The organism is Actinomadura rayongensis, assembly GCF_009831215.1.
GTDB lineage: Bacteria > Actinomycetota > Actinomycetes > Streptosporangiales > Streptosporangiaceae > Spirillospora > Spirillospora rayongensis.
Map to the genome: position 1 here is coordinate 108131 of NZ_WUTW01000005.1, position 21666 is coordinate 129796.

The 21666-nt window shown below is 73.8% G+C and carries 15 protein-coding genes; 8 read left to right on the plus strand and 7 right to left on the minus strand.

Going from position 1 to position 21666, the window contains the following annotated elements; translation table 11 throughout:
* Positions 1 to 115: 115 nt before the first annotated feature.
* Both GQ466_RS22140 and GQ466_RS22145 read left to right on the plus strand, forming a co-directional pair.
* The gene (locus tag GQ466_RS22140) at positions 116 to 1993 is read left to right on the plus strand and encodes a hypothetical protein (RefSeq protein ID WP_161104933.1); all 1878 of its coding nucleotides are present in this window, start codon (positions 116 to 118) and stop codon (positions 1991 to 1993) included.
* Positions 1994 to 2112: 119 nt separating this feature from the next.
* Positions 2113 to 3117 (plus strand): hypothetical protein, encoded by a 1005-nt coding sequence (locus GQ466_RS22145; RefSeq protein WP_161104934.1) that lies wholly within the window; start codon positions 2113 to 2115, stop codon positions 3115 to 3117.
* Here the strand turns inward: GQ466_RS22145 and GQ466_RS22150 are convergent.
* Positions 3114 to 3725, minus strand: coding sequence for a dihydrofolate reductase family protein (locus GQ466_RS22150; RefSeq protein ID WP_161104935.1), 612 nt, complete (start codon positions 3723 to 3725; stop codon positions 3114 to 3116). The genes GQ466_RS22145 and GQ466_RS22150 overlap by 4 nt on opposite strands.
* Positions 3726 to 3797: 72 nt before the next feature.
* Entirely contained in the window at positions 3798 to 6764 is a 2967-nt protein-coding gene (locus GQ466_RS22155) for an ATP-binding protein (protein WP_337193577.1), read from the minus strand.
* 97 nt (positions 6765 to 6861) lie between these two features.
* Between GQ466_RS22155 and GQ466_RS22160 the strand changes: the two genes are divergently transcribed.
* The 3 genes from GQ466_RS22160 (at position 6862) to GQ466_RS22170 (ending at position 10193) form a co-directional block, all read left to right on the plus strand.
* Positions 6862 to 7605, plus strand: coding sequence for an SDR family oxidoreductase (locus GQ466_RS22160; RefSeq protein ID WP_161104936.1), 744 nt, complete (start codon positions 6862 to 6864; stop codon positions 7603 to 7605).
* A 198-nt stretch (positions 7606 to 7803) separates the two neighbouring features.
* Complete coding sequence (locus GQ466_RS22165) at positions 7804 to 8790, plus strand: DUF1906 domain-containing protein (protein ID WP_237418251.1); 987 nt, start codon at positions 7804 to 7806, stop codon at positions 8788 to 8790.
* Positions 8791 to 9113: 323 nt separating this feature from the next.
* On the plus strand, positions 9114 to 10193 hold the full coding sequence (locus tag GQ466_RS22170) for an alpha/beta hydrolase (protein WP_161104937.1): 1080 nt from the start codon (positions 9114 to 9116) through the stop codon (positions 10191 to 10193).
* A gap of 361 nt (positions 10194 to 10554) precedes the next feature.
* Here GQ466_RS22170 and GQ466_RS22175 read toward each other — a convergent pair whose 3' ends face one another.
* The 4 genes from GQ466_RS22175 to wecB all read right to left on the minus strand — a co-directional run bounded on the left by GQ466_RS22175 (position 10555) and on the right by wecB (position 16764).
* Positions 10555 to 12588 carry a hypothetical protein gene (locus GQ466_RS22175; protein ID WP_161104938.1) on the minus strand — a complete coding sequence of 678 codons (2034 nt, stop codon included), beginning with the start codon at positions 12586 to 12588 and terminating at the stop codon, positions 10555 to 10557.
* A 212-nt stretch (positions 12589 to 12800) separates the two neighbouring features.
* Entirely contained in the window at positions 12801 to 14972 is a 2172-nt protein-coding gene (locus GQ466_RS22180) for a glycosyltransferase (RefSeq protein ID WP_161104939.1), read from the minus strand.
* Positions 14969 to 15688: a hypothetical protein gene (locus GQ466_RS22185; RefSeq protein ID WP_161104940.1), complete on the minus strand. Its 720-nt coding sequence runs from the start codon at positions 15686 to 15688 to the stop codon at positions 14969 to 14971. The genes GQ466_RS22180 and GQ466_RS22185 overlap by 4 nt, the downstream gene beginning before the upstream one ends.
* Positions 15685 to 16764 carry a non-hydrolyzing UDP-N-acetylglucosamine 2-epimerase gene (wecB, locus tag GQ466_RS22190; protein ID WP_161104941.1) on the minus strand — a complete coding sequence of 360 codons (1080 nt, stop codon included), beginning with the start codon at positions 16762 to 16764 and terminating at the stop codon, positions 15685 to 15687. Before wecB ends, GQ466_RS22185 begins: the two co-directional genes overlap by 4 nt.
* Before the next feature lie 32 nt (positions 16765 to 16796).
* On the opposite strand from wecB, the gene GQ466_RS22195 reads away from it, so the two are divergent.
* The 3 genes from GQ466_RS22195 to GQ466_RS22205 are packed head-to-tail and all read left to right on the plus strand — an operon-like array spanning position 16797 to position 20902.
* On the plus strand, positions 16797 to 18491 hold the full coding sequence (locus tag GQ466_RS22195; protein WP_378186445.1) for a glycosyltransferase family 4 protein: 1695 nt from the start codon (positions 16797 to 16799) through the stop codon (positions 18489 to 18491).
* Positions 18492 to 18507: 16 nt separating this feature from the next.
* Positions 18508 to 19764 (plus strand): nucleotide sugar dehydrogenase, encoded by a 1257-nt coding sequence (locus GQ466_RS22200; protein WP_161104942.1) that lies wholly within the window; start codon positions 18508 to 18510, stop codon positions 19762 to 19764.
* A gap of 1 nt (position 19765) precedes the next feature.
* A complete protein-coding gene (locus GQ466_RS22205) occupies positions 19766 to 20902 on the plus strand; it encodes a glycosyltransferase (protein WP_161104943.1) in 1137 nt (378 codons plus the stop codon).
* Here the strand turns inward: GQ466_RS22205 and GQ466_RS22210 are convergent.
* On the minus strand, positions 20890 to 21606 hold the full coding sequence (locus tag GQ466_RS22210; protein ID WP_161104944.1) for an SDR family oxidoreductase: 717 nt from the start codon (positions 21604 to 21606) through the stop codon (positions 20890 to 20892). The two genes, GQ466_RS22205 and GQ466_RS22210, sit on opposite strands and share 13 nt — an antisense overlap.
* Positions 21607 to 21666 lie beyond the last annotated feature (60 nt).

Sequence of the window (21666 nt, forward strand, 5' to 3'; positions counted from 1 at the left end):
TCCCGCACGTTACTTTGTCGGATGTCCCCATCGGCCGGTGGAGCGGCCCCGCGCCCCGCCGGGACCCGGGGCACGCGACGTGGGCGTACCGGCGATCAAGCGAGGTTTCGAGCTGATGCACTGTCCGACGTGCGGGACGAGCACGCCCGGGACGCTCGGGGCGTGCCCGCGCTGCAACACGCCGCTCGCGGGGGCGCCGCTCGGCGCGCCGGTCCTGAACGGGCGCGGCGCGTCCGGCACGGAGGACGGCGCGGGACTCGGCGACGGCACCGTCCTCGTCCCGCCGCCGCCGTCCTGGGCGCCGGCTCCCCCCGACGCCCACGCCAACGGCCCGGCCGCACCGCCCTCACCGTTCGCCGCACCCCCGAACGGCTCACCCGCCTCGACCGCGTCCACGGGCCCGTCCGCGCCACCGAACGGATGGGGCACGACGCCCGCGACGGCAGGCGCGTCGTTCGCCGGACCGCCCGTCCCACCGAACGACCTGTACGCCCCGCCCGCCGCACCGCACGCGTCGCCGTCCGAGCCACCGCACGAACCAGGCGCGCCGCTGAACGGACTGGGCGCGCCGCCCGCAGGGCCGCCGAACGGACTGGGCGCGCCGCCCGCAGGGCCGCTGAACGGATCCGGCGCCTCGTTCGGCGGGCCGGGCGCTCCTCACGCGCCGCTGAACGGATCCGGCGCGCCTTCGCACGCGCCGCTGAACGGCGCGGGCGCGCCGCCCGCAGGGCCGCTGGACGGGCCGGGCGCGTCGTTCGGTCAGCCGGGCGCGGCGTCCGCGGGTGCGGGCGCGCCGTTCGCCGGAGCGCCCGGCTCGTTCGGCGGGGGGCCGCAGGACCCGGAGTCCACGGCCGCGTGGACGTTCGACCCGGACGCCTACGACGACGAGGACGACGACGTCACGCACCGCGCGGCGCCGCCGTCCGCGCCTCCCGCGCCTCCCGCGCCTCCCGCGCGTCCCGCGTGGGCCGAGGCGCAGGACGACGCCGGGCCGGCCGAGTCGATCGTGCCGGAGTCGTGGTACGCCAAGCCGCGCCGTCCGTCCCCCGAGGACGAGTCCGACGCGACCCGCGCGCTGCCGCCGAGCCCGGCGCCGTCGCCCTGGGCGTCCGGCGCGGACGCGACGCAGATCGCCCCCGGGCCGCCGCACGGGCCGCCGCACGGGCCGCAGCCGGGGTACGGGCCGCCGAACGGCCCGGGCGAGCCGTACGGGCCGCCGAACGGCCCTTACGGGCAGCCGAGCGCGGGCTTCGGCCCGCCGAACGCGCCGCTCGGGCAACCGAACGCGCCCTACGGGCCGCCGAACGATCCGTACGGGCCGAACGCGCCGTACGGCGGCGCGAACCCACCGGGCGGCGGGAAACGCGGGGGCGGGACGCCGAAGCCGCTGCTCGTCGGCGTCGCCGTGCTGGTCGCCGTGGCCGTCGTGGCGATCGCGGTCGTCGTGTGGCCGGACGGCAAGAAGGACCCGTCGGGGGCGCACGGCAGGCCCGCCGCGTCCACGTCCAACACGCCGGTCGCGGAGAAGAAGCCGATCTCCGGCCCGACCCGGCAGCAGGCCGCGCAGCTCAACGCGCTGCTGAACACCAGCGGCGAGGCGCGCCGCAACCTGACCGCCGCGCTCGCCGCGAGCGCCAAGTGCAAGACGCTGCCCGCCGCGATCGGCGCGTACCAGCGCGTCGCCGAGCGGCGTCAGGCGCAGCTCCAGCGCACCGAGGCGCTCAAGGTGGACCACCTGCCGAACGGCGAGCGGATGCGCGGCTACCTGCGGCAGTCGTTCCAGTCCTCGCTGGAGGTGGACCAGGCGCTGCTGCGCTGGGCGCAGGGCAACCAGCGCAAGTGCAAGGGCAAGCCGCGTCCGAACGCCGCGCACGCGCCCGGACGCGCCGACGCCGAGCGCCGCGCCACGCAGAACAAGCAGCGGTTCGTCGCGCTGTGGAACCCGGTCGCGCGCAGGACCGGGAACCCCACCCGCGCCTGGAACACGGTGTGAGCGCCTGAAGGAACGGCGCGGGGCGTCCCCGCGGGGTTATGTTGTGGCTCCACTGCGGGCCGTCATGGTGAGGTGGGGTTATGCGGTGTCCGGTCTGTGGCAGTGACACGACCCCGGCGTTGCCGCGCTGCACCCACTGCGGCGCGCTGCTGGACACGAATCGGCACGCGGCCGACGACGCGACGGCGCGCGACGAGCCCGTCCGCCCGCCCTGGGCGACCGACCCGCCGCCCGGCGGCTACGAGCCATCAGGTGGCGGGTTCAACCCGTCGGCCGGCGGCCACGGGCCGCCGCCCGGGGATTCTGGACCGTCGGCCGGCGGGTTCAATCCGGCGGCCGGTGGCCACGAGTCGGCGACGGCGCGGGACGAGGGGGCGCGCGGCGGGTTCGGGTTGCCGCCCGCCGGGCCGAAGCACGAGACGACGGCGTTGTCGCCCGAGCCGTGGAACGTGCCGGTGCCGCCCCCGCCCGCCGAGGAGCGGACGACCCCGCTCGCCGACGAGCCGTGGAACCACCCGCCGATCTGGCAGCCGCCGCCCCCGCGCCGCCGCAGCCCGGTCCCGTGGATCGCGCTCGCGGCGGGCATCGTGGTGCTGGCGGTGGTCGCGGTGGGGATCGTGCTGTGGCCGTCCGGGTCGCCGGGCGGGCGGGGCGGCGCGACGGCCGCGCCGACCAGCGCCGGGCCGAGCGCGAGCACGATCGCCGAGAGCCCGACCCCGGACGGCGACGTCCACGTCCAGGCGCAGGCCGTGGACGCGCTGCTCACCGAGATGGGCTCCACCCGCCGTGAACTGGGCTCGGCGATCGAGAACGGCTGCACCGTCAGCGATCTGCAGGCCGTCCGGGACGCGCGGCAGAGCCAGCTCGCCAAGGCGCAGTCCCTCGACGTCGGCGCGCTGACGAACGGCGCGGAGATGCGGGACGCGCTCGTCCGCGCGCTCCAGGCGTCGGTGGACTCCAACTCGCGCTACCTCGACCAGGCCCCCGGCTGCCCGACCGACTCCGACCCGGTCATCGCCGCGGCCAACGAGCGCGCGAGCGCCGCGAAACGCGAGTTCCTCGGCTACTGGAGCACCGTGGCCGCGGCGGAGAACCTTCCGTCCCGCGCCGAGGGCGACATCTAGTCGGACGGCAGGCTCGCCTTGGCGGTGTCGTAATCGCCCGTCGGGGCGGCCTCGTCCCGGCGGTAGACCAGGTGCACGACCCCGGTCGCGAACGTCGTCGACGCGACGAGTTCCAGCGGCAGCGGCGCGTCCGCCTCCGCGAACAGCCGCATGCCCTTGCGCACGGCGATCGGGTGGACGAACAGGTGCAGCTCGTCCAGCAGCCCGGCCTCCAGCAGCACCCGCACGACCGACACCGACCCGCTCATGCCGATGGCCGCCGTGGACGGCTCGTTCTTCAGCGCTTTCACGGCCTCGACGAGGTCCCCCGAGAGCTGCTCGGAGTTGCGCCACGTGAACGTCAGCTCCTGCCGCGACACGACGATCTTGCGGGCGTCGCCGAGCTTCGTGGCGAACGCGGCGTCGTCGCCCCCGGCCTTCTCGCGCTCCGGCCACGCCCCGGCGAAGCTGTCGTAGGTCTTCCGCCCGAGCAGCAGCGTGTCGGCCGAGCCGAGCTGGGCGTCGACGGCCCGCCCCATCTCCTCGTTGAAGTACGGGAAGTGCCAGTCCCCCGGCTCCTCGACGACGCCGTCGAGCGAGATGAACAGGCCGGCCGTGATCTTCCGCATCGCAAATGCCCCTTCAGTTCGTGTGTGCACAGGGAGAGACCCGCGGCACGTCCGAAACTCATCGCACCACACTCAGGGCAACGTGAACGGAACGCCCCCGGCCGGATCGGCGAACGGTTTGATCAGGCCCTCGGGCCAGCTCAGGACGGGCTCCAGCCAGTCCGCGACGCGCATGGTCGCGGCGACGTCGGCGATCTGCTCGTCCTCGGGCAGCCCGATCGTGACGACGGCGAGGTCGGCGAAGAAGGCCGCGTTCTCGTCGTCCCCGGCCAGCGCGGTGATCGCCAGCGGACGGTTGCGCGCCAGCTCCGGCGACAGCGGATGGCGGCGCAACGCGCGCAGCCGGTGGCCGAGCAGCCCGTCCGGCGGCTGCCGCAGGCCCGGGAGCTGGTAGTCCATCGGCGGGGCGGGGTCGCGCGGATCGGGTTCGTCGCCGCCGTAGGGGAAGATCCGGTCCAGCTCGTGCACCCAGCGGACCTGCGGGATCACCCAGTGCGGGCCGGGCGACGTCCCGGCGAGGTCGCCCGCGCCGCCGAGCAGGCGCTGCGCGACGTCCGCGACGACGCCCGTCAGCTCGGCGGGCGGGTACTGCGTCCGCAGCGCCCACGACCGGCGCGTCACCGCCCGCTCCACGACCGTCGCGAGCGTGCACTCGCGCAGCCGCGCGGTCAGCCGCGACCAGGCGCGGACCAGTTCGGGCGGCACCGCGGGCAGCGGACGGTTCGTGACGTGCGCGAGGACGAGCGTCTCCGTCCACACCCGCAGCCACGCCGAGTCCACGCCGCCCGCGAGCAGGTCCGCCTCGCGCAGCTCGTACAGCGTGCAGGCGCGTCCGGACTGGCACTCGCGCCCGCACGCGGCCGACCGGCGCCCGTCCACCGGGGGCGGCGGTCCTGGCAGCTCCTCCTCGCGGCCCTCGCCGAGCGGGATCCGCACGCGCAGCGGACGGTCCATGCCGTCCGCGAACACCGCCGCGACGCCCGGCCGCAGCGACACGACCTCGCGCGACTGGTCGGTGTCCAGGTTCATCGCCGCGCCGACCTGGAACCGGTCGTCGTGCGCGGGCAGCCGGTGGACGACCTTCAGCGCCGTGTTCTTGATGACGTCCGGGACGAGCTTGGTCGGGATCTGCTCCGCCACGATGATCCCCTCGCCGTACGCGCGGATCTCGGCGAGCATCCCGGCGAACAGCTCGACGGCGTGCGAGCTCGTCCGCTCCGGGCGGTTGCGCAGCAGCCGGTGCGCCTCCTCGATGACGATCACGTGCCGCAGCGCGGGCGCGCCGTCGCGGGACGCGCCGCGCGACCGCATCCGCAGGTGCTCCACGATGCGGATGATGAGCGTGCCCATGAGGAACGCCTTGTCCTCGTCGTTGGCGACGTCCTCGATGGCGAGCACGATGTTGTCGCGCAGCATGCCGCCGATGTCGGCGGGGTGGCCGCCCTCGAAGAACCGTCCGGCCGAGCCGATGCGCAGGCTGCGGAGCCGGACGTCCACGAAGCCCTGGACGTCCGCCATCATCTCCCGCCCGTACCCGACGTCCGTGATGACCTGGAGCGCCGCGTTCTGGAGCTGTTCGAGCGTCGGGACGGTCGGTTCGATCAGCGAGCCGGGCACGCCGCCGCCGGTGACGACGTCCCAGCCGTTGGTCTCGTAGACGCGCTGGAGCGCCTGCGCCATGATCTGCGGGAACGGCTCCTCGGCGTCGAACGCGGCCTGGAACAGCGCCCGCACCATGTCGATGTGGGCCTGCACCGGGTAGCCGGGCTCGGGCGCGAGCGGGTTCACCGACAGCGGCACCGACGCCGGGTCGGACGGGTTCACGACCGTCACCGGCCCGCCGAGGTCCGCGATCCGCCCGGCCATCGCCGCGTACTCGGACTTGGCGGGCTCGATCGCCAGCCACGGCACGCCCGCGCGGGTGAGCTGCTCCAGCAGGTGCCGGACGGTCTGGCTCTTGCCCGCGCCCGTCGCGCCCGTGACGAACACGTGCCGGTTGATCGTCGAGCGCGGGACGGTGAACGCGCCCACGCGGCGGTCCTGCGCGTCCAGGATCGCGCCGAGTTCGATGCGCGGCTCGGTGCCGGACGCGGTGTCGTCGGTCTCGGACGTGACGTCGAAGTACCCCGCGTCCAGCACCCGCAGCCCCGGCACCTCGCGGCGCGGCAGCCCGGCGAGGGCCGCGAGCGCGCCCGCCGTCGCGGTGAACGGGAAGCGCAGCTCGTCCGGCGCCTGCGGCCGGCGCGGCGCCGGGGTCGCGGGCGCCCGCAGCGCCTCGGCGAACGAGCCCGCGCCGTGCCCGGACCGCAGCCGGTACGGGTGGTGGCCGAGGTCCATCGACCCGACGAGGACGGGCGCGATCTGCCACAGCTCCTGCTCGGTCTCGGCGCCCGCGACGACCTTGACCTGCCACAGCCCGGCCTCGCGGAACGCGTCCAGCTCGGCGAGGCGGTCGTCGGCGCGGGCGACGGCGAGGCGGGACTGCTCGTCCTCGCCGCGCCGCAGCATCCGCAGCTCGTGGTGGAGTTCGCGCATCTCGTCGTCCAGGACGCGCTCGCCGCACGGCTCGGCGACGACGAACCAGCCGAACGGCCGCTCCATCAGCGTGACGAGCGTCGACTCGAACAGGCCCGCGCCCTCGGCGAGCGCGGGCGCGACGGGGGCGAGCCGGCCGGCGCAGCGCGTCCAGACCATGCGGCGCGCCTGCCGCAGCCACTCCTCGCCGACGCGGACGCCGCGCGCGCCGCTCGGGAACAGCAGCGCCTGCCGCGCCTCGCCGACCGGCCCGGCGTTGGTGATCAGCTCCAGCGGCGCGCCGCCGCCCGCCGACAGCCAGCCGACGACGAACGGCTCGCCGCGCCGCGCGGCCGACAGCGCGGCGGGCAGGACGCTCACGAAGTCGCCCTCCGCCGACGCGGCCCGGCGCGGCGCCGGAATCGCCTGGATCCGGTACCACGGTCCGGTCAGTCCCGGCTCCGCGCGGTTTCCCCATGTCGCGGACGGCGGGTACTCCTGTGGAATCCCGGGGGGATGGGTCACGGGACATCCTTACCGTCCCTCGTGACTCCGCGCCAGCGTCCTTGACCACACTCTCCGCACCGGGTCTGTCATCCATCGCGGTCGTAGGCTCGCGTCCATGGGGATTCTCACGGGCAAGGCGGCCGTGGTGACCGGGGGGTCGCGCGGGATCGGGCGCGCGATCGTTGAGCGGCTCGCGTTCGACGGGGCGGAGGTCGTGTTCAGCTATGCGCACTCCTCGTCCGGAGCGGACGACGTGGTGCGCACGGTCGCCTCGGGGGGCGGCGTCGCGCACGCCGTGCGGGCCGACCTCACCGAGCGCGGCGCGGCCTCGCGGCTGATGGAGACGGCCTCCGACCGGCTCGGCGGGCTGGACGTGCTGGTGAACAACGCCGTCCCGTCCTTCACCATGACGCCGCTGGCCGAGACGGGCGAGGACGTGTTCGACGCCGTTCTCACGGCCGGCGCGAAGGCCGTCTTCCTGACGCTCCGGTACGCGGCCCGGCACATGCGCGACGACGGACGCGTCGTCAACATCTCCACGATCAACACCGTGCTGCCGACGCCGGGCGTCGCGCCGTACGTGGCGGCCAAGGGCGCCGTGGAGCAGCTGACGCTCGCCGCGGCGCAGGAGCTGGGCCCGCGCGGCATCACCGTCAACACGGTGTCGCCGGGCGCGACGGACACCGATCTGTTCCGGAGCGTCACCTCGCCCGAGACCGCCGAGCAGGTCGCCGGGCGGACGCCGCTGCGCCGGATCGGGACGCCGCCCGACGTGGCCGCCGTCGTGGCCTTCCTCGCCGGGCCGGACGCCCGCTGGATCACGGGGCAGAACGTCCGCGCGTCCGGCGGGCTGGGCTGAGCCGGGGGAAGTTCACCGGAAATGCCGACGGTGTTCGCGTAATCACCGGACGTGCCGTTCTGTGACTGGTACCGTCACCCGCAAATTCACCGAGAATGCCGCCGAGTCGGGAGGAAACACCCCGGACCTTTGGGGTATTTCGTCCGATTTACCGGCGGCGACCGGGACGTCCCGAGCGGGACGGAAATGGATGAGCGGATGAGCGTGTTCGGCGTCGATTACGCCTGGGGCCGTCCGGGACCGGCGGCGCTCAAGAAGGCCGGCGTGCGGTTCGTGTGCCGCTACCTCTCGCACGACACGTCCGGCAAGAACCTCACGAGAGCCGAGGCGGAACAGCTCTCCGACGCGGGCCTGTGGCTGGTCGTCGTGTGGGAGAGCACCGCGAGCCGCGCGCTGTCGGGCCGCTCCGGCGGCGTCGCGGACGCCCGGGACGCCGCCCGGCAGGCCGCCGCCTGCGGCATGCCCGGCGACCGGCCGATCTACTTCGCGGTGGACTTCGACGCCTCGTCCGGGCAGCAGTCCACCATCAACGCCTACCTGGACGGGGCCGCGAGCGTCCTCGGCCGCGACCGCGTCGGCCTGTACGCGGGCTACGGCCCGATGCGGCGCGCGTTCGACGCCGGCAAGATCACCTACGGCTGGCAGACGTACGCCTGGTCCGGCGGCAAATGGGACGCCCGCGCCCAGCTCCAGCAGTACTCCAACGACCACACGATCAACGGCGTCGGCCTCGACTACGACCGCGCCGTGAAAAGCGACTACGGGCAGTGGCGCGTCGGCGCCGGCCCCGGTGAGGAGGACGACATGCCGGAATACGTCAGCCTCGGCCTGAGCAAGCCGATGGCCGTCACGAAGGACCAGACCGCCCGCGTCAAGTTCGACAAGGAGTACTCCGACACGGGCAAGGCCCACGGGGACGGCGGCGCCTACCCCGGCATCCTGTCCGGCGGCGCGAAGGGCACCCAGTTCGTCATCGAGGTGGACGTCTCGGGCGACCACCCCTTCCGCCTCATCGAGACCGACCCCGACAACAACTACGCCACCAGCAAGACCTACCCGCTCCGCACGGGCACCGGCACCTACGTCGGCGTCTGCGGCGCCCACCAGCACCTCTACGTCGAACTCCACCCCGCCGCCGACGGCGAAGCGAACGTCTCGATCAGAGCCCAGTACTGGCGCCGCTGACCCCACCCGGGTGGCCCTAGCACCACCCCCCGAAGTGCCACACCCGACACTCAGAACCGGGCCACAGACCCATCGTGCCGCCACGCCCGCGTTCCTAAGTTCGACGCATGAGATCACCTCTAGCCGTCCTGACAGCCGGAACCCTGACGGCACTCGCCCTCGCAACCCCACCCGCCCAAGCAACCCCCACCCCAACGCCTCGCGGAACAGCCCCCGTCAACCTGACGCAGGACGGCCCGCCGTCGAGCGGTCCGACTCCCGCGGGCACGGCGCTCGCGGACGCGCGGGTTGGCGGGCGCGGGGCCATCGTGTCGGCGCGGCGCGTGCAGAACCTCGACGCGGGCGCCGTCCGGACGGCGCTGCGCAAGGACGGCTTGGACGCGTCCCGCGTCCGCCACGGCGTCACCGCGTACCGCATCGTCTACCGGACGATCGACACCGCGCGAAAGCCCACCACGGCCAGCGGCCTGCTCGTCCTGCCGCGCGACGGACGGCACCGGCTCCGCGCCGTCACCTACGCGCACGGCACGATGGCGGCGGCGGCCGACGCGCCGTCCGTGGACGACGGCGGACGCTCCGGTGAGGGCCTGCTCCTGGCGTCCGCCGGCTACGCGGCCATCGAGCCCGACTACCTCGGCCTGGGCGTCGGCCCGGGCGCGCACCCGTACCTGCACGCGCACTCCGAGGCGACGGCGACGCTGGACCTCGTCCGCGCGTCCTTCACCTTCGCCCCCCGAACCGGCCGCGCGCTGGACCCGCGCCTGCTCGTCACCGGCTTCTCCCAGGGCGGACAGGCGGCCATGGCCTTCGGCAAGGCCCTGCTCAACGGCGCCGACCCACGCTTCCGCCTGGCCGCCGCCGCACCCGTCAGCGGCCCCTACGACCTGCGCGGCGCCGAAGTCCCGGCGATCTTCAACGGCACCCTGGACCCGAAGGCGTCGGCGTACTACCTCGCGTACTTCCTGACGTCCTGGAACCGCCTCTACCACCTGTACGGCACCAACGCCGAGGTCTTCCGCACGCCCTACGACACCACGGTCGCCCCGCTGTACGACGGCCGCCACGACGAGAACGAGATCGTCCCGCGCCTCCCCGACTCACCGCAGCAACTCCTGACCGCCAAAGCCCTGACGATGATCCAGCACCCCACCGGAAGGCTGGCCGCAGCACTGACCACCAACGACCGGACCTGCAAGGGCTGGCACACCACCATCCCCGTCCACGTGATCGGAGCACACGCCGACGAACAGGTCGCCTTCACGAACGCGAGGCACTGCGTCCGCCAACTGGGCCCCAACGCAACCCTCACCGACCTGGGCGCCCTCCACCACATGGACTCAGGCCGCCACGGCCTGACCGAAGCCCTCCGCTGGTTCCAGACCATCGCACCCCCAACCCGCTAAACCCGCCCACCCGAACGCGCCTTGCAAGCACCAGGCCGGACACCCAGCACCACGACCCTCCGACCACGTGCGCGCGGGGCGCACTCCCCTCAACAAGCACCCGCCACCGCACAACAAGGCGCCGCTCCACCGATGCGCGGCAAAGTCCCGCAACCGCGCCCGCACAAATCACTCCCCGCGACCAGCCTGAGTGGGCGCAGCGCTTAGGCGCATTCGCTGGAACCGGTGCCAGGCGGACGTGCGTGCAGCGCCCGTAGGACGAGCGCGTCCGCTAGTGCAGGTTGGCGCGGGCTGCGGGTGCGTGCTGTGCCTCGGGGCGCTGATGGCGCTTGGATGCGACGGGTTTGTCGGGTGGTTTGGGTCAGGGGCGGTCGCGGCCTGCTGCGTGGCGGCCGGCGGTGCGGCGGGGGGCGCTGAGGCGGGGGGTTCCGGCGCGGGGGCGGCCGTGGCGGGGTGTTGTGGGGACGGGGGCTGCCAGGGGCGGCTGGGTGGGTGTCGGGGTGTCGGTCGGTTGTGGGGGTGTTTCTTCGAGGGTGGCCTGTTGTTCGCGGATGTACTCCTCGAACTCGATCGAGTGGGCCGTGGGCAGGGTGATGATGCCGGGGTTGGCGTCCACCATGAGGATCCGGCGGCCCGTCGAGCCGGCGTGGGTGAAGACCATCGCGGTCGGCGGGAGTTCCTGGAGCTGCGGCGGTTCGATCAGGAGTTCGCGGGCGCGCTGGCGGGACAGGTTCGGTGGGATCGTGCGGCCCCACGCCGTCGCGGACGAGATGCCCTGGACGAGCGCCGAGTCGTCGGCGGCCGGGGCGGGCAGCGGCGACCAGACGGGTTCGGTCAGCGGATCGGAGCGGCCGTCGCCGCGCGTCCGGGCGTAGGCGACGGTGGAGGCGTAGGTCTCCCCGGCGACGTCGAACGGCGTCTCGCCCGCCGTGTCGGTGATCTCGGCGACGAGCAGGCGGTGGTCGGTGCCGATGTGCTCGGCGGCGATCCGGGCGTCCTCGGGGTTGCCGAGCCGCATGAACCCGACGGCGGCGTGGCCGCGCCGGCCGAGCCGTTCCCGGACGTGCGGCGGCAGCGACCGGTACATCAGCACCAGCCCGTTCCCGGTGGCCTCGCAGGCGTCGATCAGCCGGTCCAGGACGTCCCCGCGCAGCTTCTCCGCCCCGCACACCAGCAGCGTGTGCTCCCAGCGCCCGCCGGGCGGGGACTCGCGGATCCGGTGCGTGAGCGCGGTCGTGACGTACGTGCCGAGCACCCGGTTCGTCAGGACGCCCGCGCGGCGGTCCATCGACACGACGCGCAGCCGCGACGGCGGCAGCACGACCTGCTCGGTCGCGATCTGCTCCAGTTTGCGGAGCTGCGCCTCCAGCGCCCACGCGTGCCGGACGACGATGCGGCCGGTCGCGTCCCGGCCGAACAGCGTCGCGATGCGTTCGAGCTGCTCCTCGGTGAGCAGGCCCCGGCGCAGATCGTCGCGCGGGTCGCCGACCTGGGCGAGGACGCGCAGCGCCGCGGTGATCCGGGGCAGCGTCACGTCCGGTCCGAGCACCTCGATGACGCGTTCCAAGATCGAATTGTCGAAGGACAGATCACGGGTGCTCGCCTGCTCCTCCCCGGCGCCGACGACGAGCGAGAGCACGTCGGCGAGCGCCTCGGGGGACAGGCCGCGCGTCACGTCCAGCCGGGGCAGGTCGGCGGGCAGCACCCAGACCAGCGGGTCGTCGCCCCGGTCGGACGCCAGCCGCAGCAGGTCGTGCGCGACCGCGCCCTCGGACAGGTCCACGACGGTGAGCCGCGCGCCGACGGCGAGCCGGGCCGCGCCCATCGTCGTGACGAACGCCGACCAGCCCGCGAGCGTGCCGCCGACGACGTCCACCCGGTCCACGCCGGGCGGCACCGCGACCGGGTACCACTCGCGCTGCTCCTCGTAGGCGCGGCGGCGCCGGTCCCAGGCGCGGTAGGCGTCGGCGTGCGCGCGGTCGGCGGCGGCCCCGGCCCGTTCGCGGGCGCGGCGCTCGGCCTCCTCCCCGGCGCGCTGCGCGGCGATGCGGGCGCGGACGGCCTGCTCGTCGCGCCACAGCGCCGACCCGGTGATCCCGAGGACGATCAGGCACGCGAGCACGCCCACCCCCGCGAACGCCCACGGCAGGACGCCCACCACGGCGCAGAGCAGGAACAGCAGGATGAACGCGCACGCCCCGCCCGCCGTGATCCGGAGCTGGTGGTTGGCGAACTGCTCGCCGCGCGGGCGCTGCGGCGGGGACGGCGCGGCGGGCACGGACCGCTCGGGCGCGGGCGGCGGCGGCCCCGGCTCCGGGTGGACCTGCGCGTACCGCCAGCCCACGTAGACGCGGTCGGGCTGGACGAGACGCGTCCGCCCCGGTCCGCCTGCCATGTCCGTCACGTCGTAAGACCCCTGGGTGGTGCGGGATGCTGAGGAAACGGATACCGGTGTCCTATACAGCACAGGGTAAAGACGTCCACCGCGCGCCGCGCCCGGTTCCTGGAAAGCGTTCAGTCCCCAGCCGCCGCGCCCGCCAATTCGGTCACCGAGTTCACCTGCGGTAAAGATCGGGCACACCCGGTCCGGCGGGTGGCCGGATCCGGTCACCGGCCGCGGACGATCTCCTCCCACGCGTCCCGCACGCGCGGCAGCCCGTAGCCGTCGCGGACCTGCCCCTGGCCGATGCGGCGCTCCTCGTCCCAGCGCCCGCCCTTGACGATCACCTCGATCGCGTCGGCCATCTCCCCCGCGTCCCGGTGGATCCAGCGGCGGTCGTAGATCGTGTCGGCGCCGGGCCAGTTCCGCACGACCGGCACCGCCCCCGACGCCATCCCCTCGGCGGGCGCGAGATGGAAGCTCTCGTCGTCGCTCGTGGACAGCACGAACCCGACCCGCCGCAGCCACGCCGCGACGTCGCCGCCGTAGCCGTCGAACACGACTCCCTCCGCCAGCGAGGGCGACGCCGCGATCCGCCGGAACAGCGCCTCGTAATGCGCCCGTTCCTCCGGGCGCTTCCAGATCCACCAGTACTCCCAGGGCAGCTTGGACTTCACGAACAGGGTGAAGCGCGGGTCGCGGCGGCGCAGCTCCTCGACGACGTCCACGGCGAGGTCGAGGCGCTTGCGCGACGGCGCGGCGCCGATGAACCCGAGGTGGAACCGCGCGCCGGGGAGCTTCGGACGGTCGAGCTGGGCGACGTCCACCCAGTTCGGCACGACCGTGATCTTCTCCGTCGGCCAGCCGGTCGCCTCGGCGGTGAGCGCGGCGTAGTGCGGGCTGACGCAGACCACCTGGTCCACGCGGTCGATGTCGAGCTTCTGCGGCCAGCCCGACTCCAGCTCGAACCGGTGCAGCCGGACGATCAGCCGCTGCCGTGCCTTCTTGTGCCGCGCGTACCAGAGCGCGTTCGGCCCGCACCACTCGCAGATGACGACGTCGGCCCACGCGGCGAGTTCCCTGCTGCGCTCCTCGTCGTGCTCGGACAGGGTGCGCCAGGGGTCGACGCGGACGTCGAGCCCGGGCAGGGCGGCCAGATGCTGCAGCAGGCGCGTGAAGAACTTGAGGTCATGACCACAGACGACCACCTTCAGCGGCGGCCCGGCAACCGCGACCGAAGGCTGTGGATAAACCTCGGCGAGCGCGGCCCGGAGCCGCTCGGCGGCCCGCTCCAGCGTGAAGCCGTCCGCGGCGGCCCGGCAGCGCGCGGCGGCCAGCGCGTACAGGTCGGGGTTCTGCGCGGCGCGGCGGAGGGCGTCCACGGCGTCGTCCTCGGACGCGGCGAACAGCGGATAGTCCTCGCCGAGCAGCGTCTCGTGCATCGGCGTTCGGTTGAGCAGCACGGGCAGCCCGAGCGCACCGAACTCCAGGACCTTCGTGGACAGCTCCAGGCTCGCGTCCAGCTCCGGCGCCCGCCACGACAGCCCGATGTCGGCGCCCGCCGCGATGGCCATCGCCTTCTCGCGCGGATGCCCGCCGTGCCAGTGCACGCCCGGCGCGGACTCCAGCGCCCGCCGCATCCGGTCCGCGAAGTCCGGATCGTCGCGCTCGTCGTGGATCTTGTCGCCGACCATGTCCAGTTCGGCGGGAACGCCCGCGTTGGTGAGCCGCGTCGGCAGTCCGGTCATCTCGAAGGTGTTCCACCGCAGCGCGAACTTGCCCGTGTAGACGAGCCGCAACGGGGTGTTCGCGGTGCGCGGCGCGGGGTCCGCAAGTTCCGGCGGGACAACGACGGTCGGCGGAAAGAGCACCGACTTCCCGCACGCCTCGGGCACCGTCTGCTCCAGGAAGCAGCGCAGTTCCTCGGTCTGGCACAGCAACGTCCGCGCGGCGCGCGCGATGCGCCGCAGGTCGCCGTGGATCTCGGGGGTGAACCCGGCGAGGTTCTGCGGGACGTCCGTCAGATACGGCCACAGCCGGTTCCGGAACGCCCCGTCGCCCGCCAGCGCCGCCGCGATCGCCCGCCCGCGCACGACGACGAGGTCGTGCGGATGGTCGCCGTCCACACGGCCGAGCACCGCGTGGGCCTGCGGGACGGTCATCGGCGCGTCCCCGTCGACCAGCCCCTCGGCGTGCGGGTGCCGGACGAGCACGCCGTCCAGCTCGGTGAGCGGGTCCACGAGCCGTCCGGTCCGGACGGGCGCCTTGAGCACCAGCGTCACCCGGCAGCCCGCCGCGCGCAGCGCCCGCACCATCGACTGCGCCCAGATCGCCGACCCGTCGATGAGGTTGAGGTCCACGTCGCCGTAGACGAGCGCGCGGAGCCGCTGTTCGGTCATCGGATCATCCTGTCGAGGTCGGCGGCGGTCGGGACGGCGCCGGGGGCCGCGGCCACGACCTCGTCCCAGCCGAGCGCGGGCAGGCCGGGCGACGGCCGCGCGTTGTGCCAGAGCACGACGGGCCGGTCCAGCGGACGGGCCGCCTCGCGCACCGCGAGCAGCGCGCGCTGCCGGTCGGCCGCGGCGGCGTCGCCGAGGTAGGCCCACGGATGCCCGGCCGCACAGGCCGCCGCTTCGAAGAGCACGACGTCGGGATCAGTCTGGTCCACGGCGACCCCCGCATCGAAGGGGCGCAGCGCCACGACGTGGGCGTGCTCGCTCAGTGCCTCGCGGGTCGTTGCGGTGAACACCCCGGCCACGACGGGCCGTCCGGACGGACGCAGCGACGCACCGAACAGCAGCCGTTCGTCCTGGCCGACCTCGCCGCGCAGCTCGGGCCAGTTCGACACGGCGCGGCCCGGCGTCGTCTGCGCCGTCCCGCCGCCGGGCGCGCGGCCCTTGGCCATCCGGTACAGGTCGCGGGGCAGCGCGATCAGCCCGAGGCCGGGACGGCGCGCGGCGGCGGCGAGCCGGCGGCCGACCGCCAGCGCCGTGGACGCCTCCAGCGCCGCCAGCCGGGCCTGCGTCTCGCGCAGCCGGCGGTCGCGCTCGCGCAGTTCCCGTTCGCGCTTGCGCAACCGGCCCTGCAGTCGTTTGATCTCGGCGTCATCGGTCATGCGAGGCTCCGCAGCAGGACGTCGGCGATGCGTTCGCCCGCGCGCCCGTCCCACAGCGGCGGCGCGGCGCGTTCCGGTGGCGGCCCGTCGTCCAGGAGCTTCCGGACGGACGGGACGAGTTCCCCGGCCGTCACGAGCCGGTTCGTTCCCTGCGTGATCGTGATCGGCCGTTCGGTGTTGGGGCGCAACGTCAGGCACGGAACGCGCAATATCGTCGTCTCCTCCTGGACCCCGCCCGAATCGGTCACGGCGGCGACCGCGCCGCGCACCAGACCGACGAACTCAACGTAACCCAAGGGATCCATCAGGTGAATTCTCGGATGCGCGCCGAGCCCGGCGGCGGTGAGCGCCGGACGGCTGCGCGGATGGACGGGCATGGCGACGTCCACGAGATCGGCGACCTCGTGCAGCCGGGCCACGAGAACGCCCGCGGTCTCCGGGTCGTCGACATTCGCGGGCCGGTGCAGCGTGGCCGTGACATAACGCTCCGGAAGTCCGTGCTTTTCCCGGACGGCGGCCGAATCGAACCGGTCGAGATGCGCCAGCAACGTGTCGATCATGGGATTTCCCACGAAATGCACGCGGTCCACCGGGACGCCCTCGTTCGCGAGGTGCCCGATCGCCTCCGGGCTCGTGACCAGGCACACGTCCGCGAGCTGGTCGACGACGCGCCGGTTCACCTCCTCCGGCATCGACATGTCGAAACTGCGCAGGCCCGCCTCGACATGGGCGACCGGAACGCACAGCTTCGCCGCCGCGAGCGACGCCGCCAACGTCGAGTTCACGTCCCCGTAAACGACGACGAGATCCGGCGCGGAGGCGACGAACTCGTCCTCCAGAGCGGCGAGCAGCGCGCCCGTCTGGTGCCCGTGAGTGCCCGATCCGACGCCGAGGTCGACGTCCGGCGCGGGCAGATCCAGCTCGCGGAAGAAGATCGCGGACATCCGCTCGTCATAGTGCTGCCCCGTGTGGACAACCCGCTGTTCACATCCGCGTCGTCGCAGCGCGGCGACGACGGGAGCCGCTTTGATGAAATTAGGCCGAGCCCCCATGACATGAAGGACGAGCGATGCCATCGGGCCTCCGGTGTCTGGTGTACTTGTTGCCCATGTCCTGGGCAAAGGCGGTCTCCCTCGCGCCACAGGTCGCCGTCCGGCACGTGCGCACGGAACCGGCCCGAACGCCGCTCCTCGCGCTGCGCGTGCTCCCGGCGCCGATTCGACGCATGATGCGCGGAATGCTACTGCGTGCCGGACCTGTCCCGAGTGCGTACGGCCAGTGGGACCAGGGACGGCGCGACGACGCGCTCGCGACCATCGCCCGCGCGGCGGCCGACGCGCGGCCACGCAGGCTGCGCCGGCTCGCGGCGTTCACGGTCGCGGTGGAGCGCCCGGACGCGGCCCGCCCGCTGCTCGACGCGCTCCCCGAACGCGACCGCGCGCGGCTCGGCGCGCTGCTGGCCGCCAAGGACGGACGGCTCCGCGAGGCCGTCGCCAAGTCCGAGCACGCCCCCGCGCGCGTGCGCCGCGACCTCGCGGGACGTCTCGACGCCCTCACCTGGACGCCGCCGCCCGCCGCCAAGCGCACCGATGGCACGCCGGGCCGTGTTCTGCACATCGTCACGAATGCGCTGCCAACGACGAACGCCGGTTATACGGTCCGCACCCATCGTCTGGTGTCGGCGCAGCGCGCGCAGGGCCTCGACCCGCATGTGGTGACGCGGCTCGGTTTCCCCGTCGCACAGGGCGCCCGCGACCCCCGTCCGCTGGTGGACGTGGACGGCATCCCCTACCACCGCCTCATCCCGTGGCGGCTGCCGCCGACCGCCCGCGCCGCGCTCGACGCCAACGTGGACGCCGCGTCCGCGCTGGTCGAACGGCTGCGGCCCGCCGTCCTGCACGCCGCGAGCAACCACGTCAACGCGCAGATCGCGCTGGAGCTGCGGGCGCGGCACGGCATCCCGGTCGTCTACGAGGTGCGCGGGTTCCTGGAGGAGTCGTGGCTGTCGCGCGACCCCCGCCGCGACACCGGCCGCGACTTCTACCGGCTCAGCCGCGAGCTGGAGACGGCGTGCATGACCGCCGCCGATCTCGTCGTCACGCTCGGCGAAGCCATGCGGGACGAGATCGTGGCGCGCGGCGTGCCCGCCGAGCAGGTGCTCGTGATCCCGAACGGCGTGGACGACGTGTTCCTGCAGCCGCTCCCGGACGCGTCCGGGCTGCGCGCGTCGCTCGGCATCGCGCCGGACGAGAAGGTCGTCGGCACCACGACCAGCTTCTACGGCTACGAGGGCCTGGACACGCTGCTGGAGGCGGGCGCCCGGCTGCGCGACCGGGGCCGCCCGGTGCGGCTGCTGCTCGTCGGGGACGGCCCCGAGCGCGCCGCGCTGGAGCGCCGCGCCGCCGACCTCGGCCTGGACGCGCTGTTCCCGGGCCGCGTCCCGGCCGACGACGTCCGGCTGTACCACGCCGCGCTGGACGCGTTCGTCGTCCCGCGCCGCGACGAGCGCGTGTGCCGCCTGGTCACGCCGCTGAAGCCGCTGGAGGCGATGGCGGGCGGCGTGCCGGTGATCGCCAGCGACCTGCCCGCCTTGCGGGAGATCATCGACCCGGAGGCCACCGGACGGCTAACGTTGGCGGGCGATCCCGACGACCTCGCGGAGGAGATCACTTCGACGCTCTACGGTGCCGGGACGGATCGGATCCGGGACGCCGCGCGCGCCTGGGTCCATTCCGAACGAACCTGGCGCATTGGGACGGACCGCCTGCGCGACGCCTACCGTGCGCTGGACGTCCCGTGCTGAGCCGGAAGGAACCGGGGTGAAGGTCGATCTCGTCGTCGTCGGACTGGGCTATGTCGGGCTGCCGCTCGCCCGCGAGGCCGTCCGGGCGGGGCTGTCGGTCGCGGGGCTCGACCGCGACGCGGGCCTCGTCGCCGCGCTGCGCGCCGGCCGCTCCCACGTGGACGACGTCCCGGCCGCCGACGTCGCGGACATGCTGGCCCGCGGTTTCCACCCGACGGACGACGCCGGAATCATCGCGGGCGCCTCGACCGTCGTCATCTGCGTGCCGACCCCGCTGTCCAACGACCAGGGCCCGGATCTGACCGCCGTGATCGGTGCGACGCGGTCCGTGGCGTCGCACCTGCGGTCCGGGACGCTCGTCGTGCTGGAGTCGACGACGTACCCGGGGACGACCGACGAGGTCGTCAAGCCGCTGCTGGAGGCGACGGGCCTGGTCGCGGGCACCGACTTCCATCTCGCGTTCTCGCCGGAGCGCATCGACCCGGGCAACGAGGTCTACGGCGTCCGGAACACGCCGAAGGTCGTCGGCGGGCTGACGCCCGCGTGCGCGGAGGCCGCCGCCGCGTTCTACGGGACGTTCGTGGACGAGGTGGTGCGCGCGAAGGGCACCCGTGAGGCCGAGATGGCCAAGTTGCTGGAGAACACGTATCGGCACGTCAATATCGCGCTCGTGAACGAGATGGCGGTGTTCTGCCACGAGCTGGGCATCGACCTGTGGGACGCCATCGACGCCGCTTCGACCAAGCCGTTCGGATTCCAGGCGTTCCGCCCGGGTCCCGGCGTCGGCGGACACTGCATCCCGATCGACCCGAACTACCTGTCGTACAAGGTCCGCTCCCTGGGCTACCCGTTCCGGTTCGTGGAGCTGGCCCAGGAGATCAACGACCGGATGCCGCGGTACGTCGCCGACCGCGCGCAGCAGCTGCTGAATCGGGAGGGACGGGCCGTCAACGGCTCCCGCGTCCTCCTGCTCGGCGTCACGTACAAGGCCGACATCGCCGACCAGCGCGAATCGCCCGCGCTGCCCGTCGCGCGGCGGCTGCTGGCGCTCGGCGCGGAGCTGTCGTTCCACGACCCGTATGTCACGGCGTGGTCGGTGGACGGTGCTTCGGTGCCCTCCGTCTCCTTGGAGGCCGGTCTGGCGGACGCCGATCTGACGATCCTGCTGCAACACCACCGCGCCTACGACACGTCCCTGCTGGCCGACCGGGCGCGGCTCCTGCTCGACACCCGCGGAGCCGTACCGGCGCGGCCCGGCGTGGAGGCGCTCTGAGATGGTCGTCCGCGATCGGTTAAGGGTGTGCGTGTGCACGGTCGTCCACCATGCCGAGGACGCCCGCATCCTGCACCGGCAGATCCGCGCCCTGCTCGCCGCCGGGCACGAGGTCACCTACATCGCGCCGTTCTCGGCGTCCAGCGCGACGCCGTGGCCCGAGCTGACCGGCGTGGACGTCCCGCGCGCCCGGGGCCGGCGCCGGCTGCGCGCGCTGCGGCACGTGCGGCGCGCGCTGTCCCGGCACGCGCGCGACGCGGACGTCCTGCTGCTGCACGACCCCGAACTGTTGCTGCTGCTGCCGTTCATCCGGCGTCGTCCGCCGACGGTGTGGGACGTCCACGAGGACACCGCAGCCGCACTCTCCGGTAAGGCGTGGCTGCCCGGTTTCCTCGCGGCCCTGCTGCGGCGTCCGGTGCGCTGGGCGGAACGGATCGCCGAGCGGCGGCTGCGGCTGCTGCTCGCCGAAGAGGGCTACCGGCCGCGGTTCCGCAGCGAGCACCCGGTCGTCCCGAACACGACGCACGTGCCCGCGCAGAGCCCGCCGCCGCCCGGCGCGGACCGCGTCGTGTACGTCGGGCACCTGTCGGCGGCGCGCGGGGTGGAGGACCTGCTCGCGCTCGCCGCCGCGCTCGTCCCGCACGGGATCCGGACGGACCTCGTCGGCGGCGCGGACCCCAAGCTCGGCGAGCGGCTGCGCGCCGCCCAGCGCGACGGCGTGCTGCGCTGGCACGGCTACCAGTCCAACGACACGGCGCTGGCGCTGGTCGAGGGCGCGCTCGCCGGGCTGTCGCTGCTGCACGACGAGCCGAACTACCGCCACTCGGTGCCCACCAAGATCATCGAGTACATGGCGCGCGGCGTGCCCGTCGTGACGACCCCGCTCCCGGCCGCCCGCACGATCGTGGAGCGGGACGGGTGCGGGATCGTCGTGCCGTTCGGCGACCCGTCCGCCGCCCTGGCCGCCGTGCTGCGGCTGCGCGACGACCCGGGCCTGCGGCGGACGTTCGGCACCGCCGGCCACCGCGCCGCCCGCCTGCGCTACCACTGGCCCGACCAGGCGAAACTGTTCGTCGCACAGCTGCAGGAGTGGTCGGGCGTCCCGGCCGGGACGGCGCCCGGCCCTCACCAGTCGTAGGTGCCGCCGGACTCGCTGAGGAACACGCCCGTCGCGTCGCCGTCGAGGACCTGCCGGGCGATCCTCTCCCCGCCCTCGTCCGCCGTGGACCAGCCGGAATGGTTGTTCAGATCGGTCGCGCAGAAGCCCGGGGACAGCGCGTTCACGCGGATGCCCTCATCCTTGAGCGCGTCGGCGTACATGAGCGTGAGGGCGTTCAGCGCGGATTTGGACGAGTTGTAGCCGATGAGCTGCGCGTACGCCCTGAGGTTCGCGGGCGGGTCGGTGAGGAACGCCATCGTGCCGAGGCCGCTGGACACGTTGCCGATGACGGCGCCGTCCGCTCTGCGCAGCAGCGGGAGCATCGCGTTCGTGACGGCGACGACGCCGAACACGTTCGTCTCGTAGATCGCGCGGAGCTGCGCGACGGGCAGCGCGATCGGCGACTTCGGATGCGGCCTGGTGATCGCCGCGTTGTTGACGAGGACGTCGAGCCTGCCGTGCTCCTCCTCGATCCGCGCGCCGGCGGCGTCAATGGTGGCCTGCTCAGTGACATCAAGGCGGATATACCGAACATCCCCTTCGCCGGCCAGCGCCTTCTCGGCCGCGCGGCCCTTCTCCTCGTCGCGCGCGCCGAGCAGGACCGTATGGCCGCGCTGCGCGATCTCACGCGCCGTCGCAAAGCCGATGCCCTTGTTGGCACCCGTGATCAGAACAATCTTCATGCCTTTCAGCGTCGGCGTACGGCCCCGTAACCGGGAGAGCACCCGTCAAGCTGGGATCGA

What these genes read in the sequence shown, in the direction of transcription:
- GQ466_RS22160 (WP_161104936.1), top strand. Translation starts at nt 6,862, where the DNA reads ATGGGGATTCTCACGGGCAAGGCGGCCGTGGTGACCGGGGGGTCGCGC.
- GQ466_RS22210 (WP_161104944.1), bottom strand. Translation starts at nt 21,606, where the DNA reads ATGAAGATTGTTCTGATCACGGGTGCCAACAAGGGCATCGGCTTTGCG.
- GQ466_RS22195 (WP_378186445.1), top strand. Translation starts at nt 16,797, where the DNA reads ATGTCCTGGGCAAAGGCGGTCTCCCTCGCGCCACAGGTCGCCGTCCGG.
- GQ466_RS22180 (WP_161104939.1), bottom strand. Translation starts at nt 14,972, where the DNA reads ATGACCGAACAGCGGCTCCGCGCGCTCGTCTACGGCGACGTGGACCTC.
- GQ466_RS22140 (WP_161104933.1), top strand. Translation starts at nt 116, where the DNA reads ATGCACTGTCCGACGTGCGGGACGAGCACGCCCGGGACGCTCGGGGCG.
- GQ466_RS22185 (WP_161104940.1), bottom strand. Translation starts at nt 15,688, where the DNA reads ATGACCGATGACGCCGAGATCAAACGACTGCAGGGCCGGTTGCGCAAG.
- wecB (WP_161104941.1), bottom strand. Translation starts at nt 16,764, where the DNA reads ATGGCATCGCTCGTCCTTCATGTCATGGGGGCTCGGCCTAATTTCATC.
- GQ466_RS22165 (WP_237418251.1), top strand. Translation starts at nt 7,804, where the DNA reads ATGAGCGTGTTCGGCGTCGATTACGCCTGGGGCCGTCCGGGACCGGCG.
- GQ466_RS22205 (WP_161104943.1), top strand. Translation starts at nt 19,766, where the DNA reads ATGGTCGTCCGCGATCGGTTAAGGGTGTGCGTGTGCACGGTCGTCCAC.
- GQ466_RS22150 (WP_161104935.1), bottom strand. Translation starts at nt 3,725, where the DNA reads ATGCGGAAGATCACGGCCGGCCTGTTCATCTCGCTCGACGGCGTCGTC.
- GQ466_RS22175 (WP_161104938.1), bottom strand. Translation starts at nt 12,588, where the DNA reads ATGGCAGGCGGACCGGGGCGGACGCGTCTCGTCCAGCCCGACCGCGTC.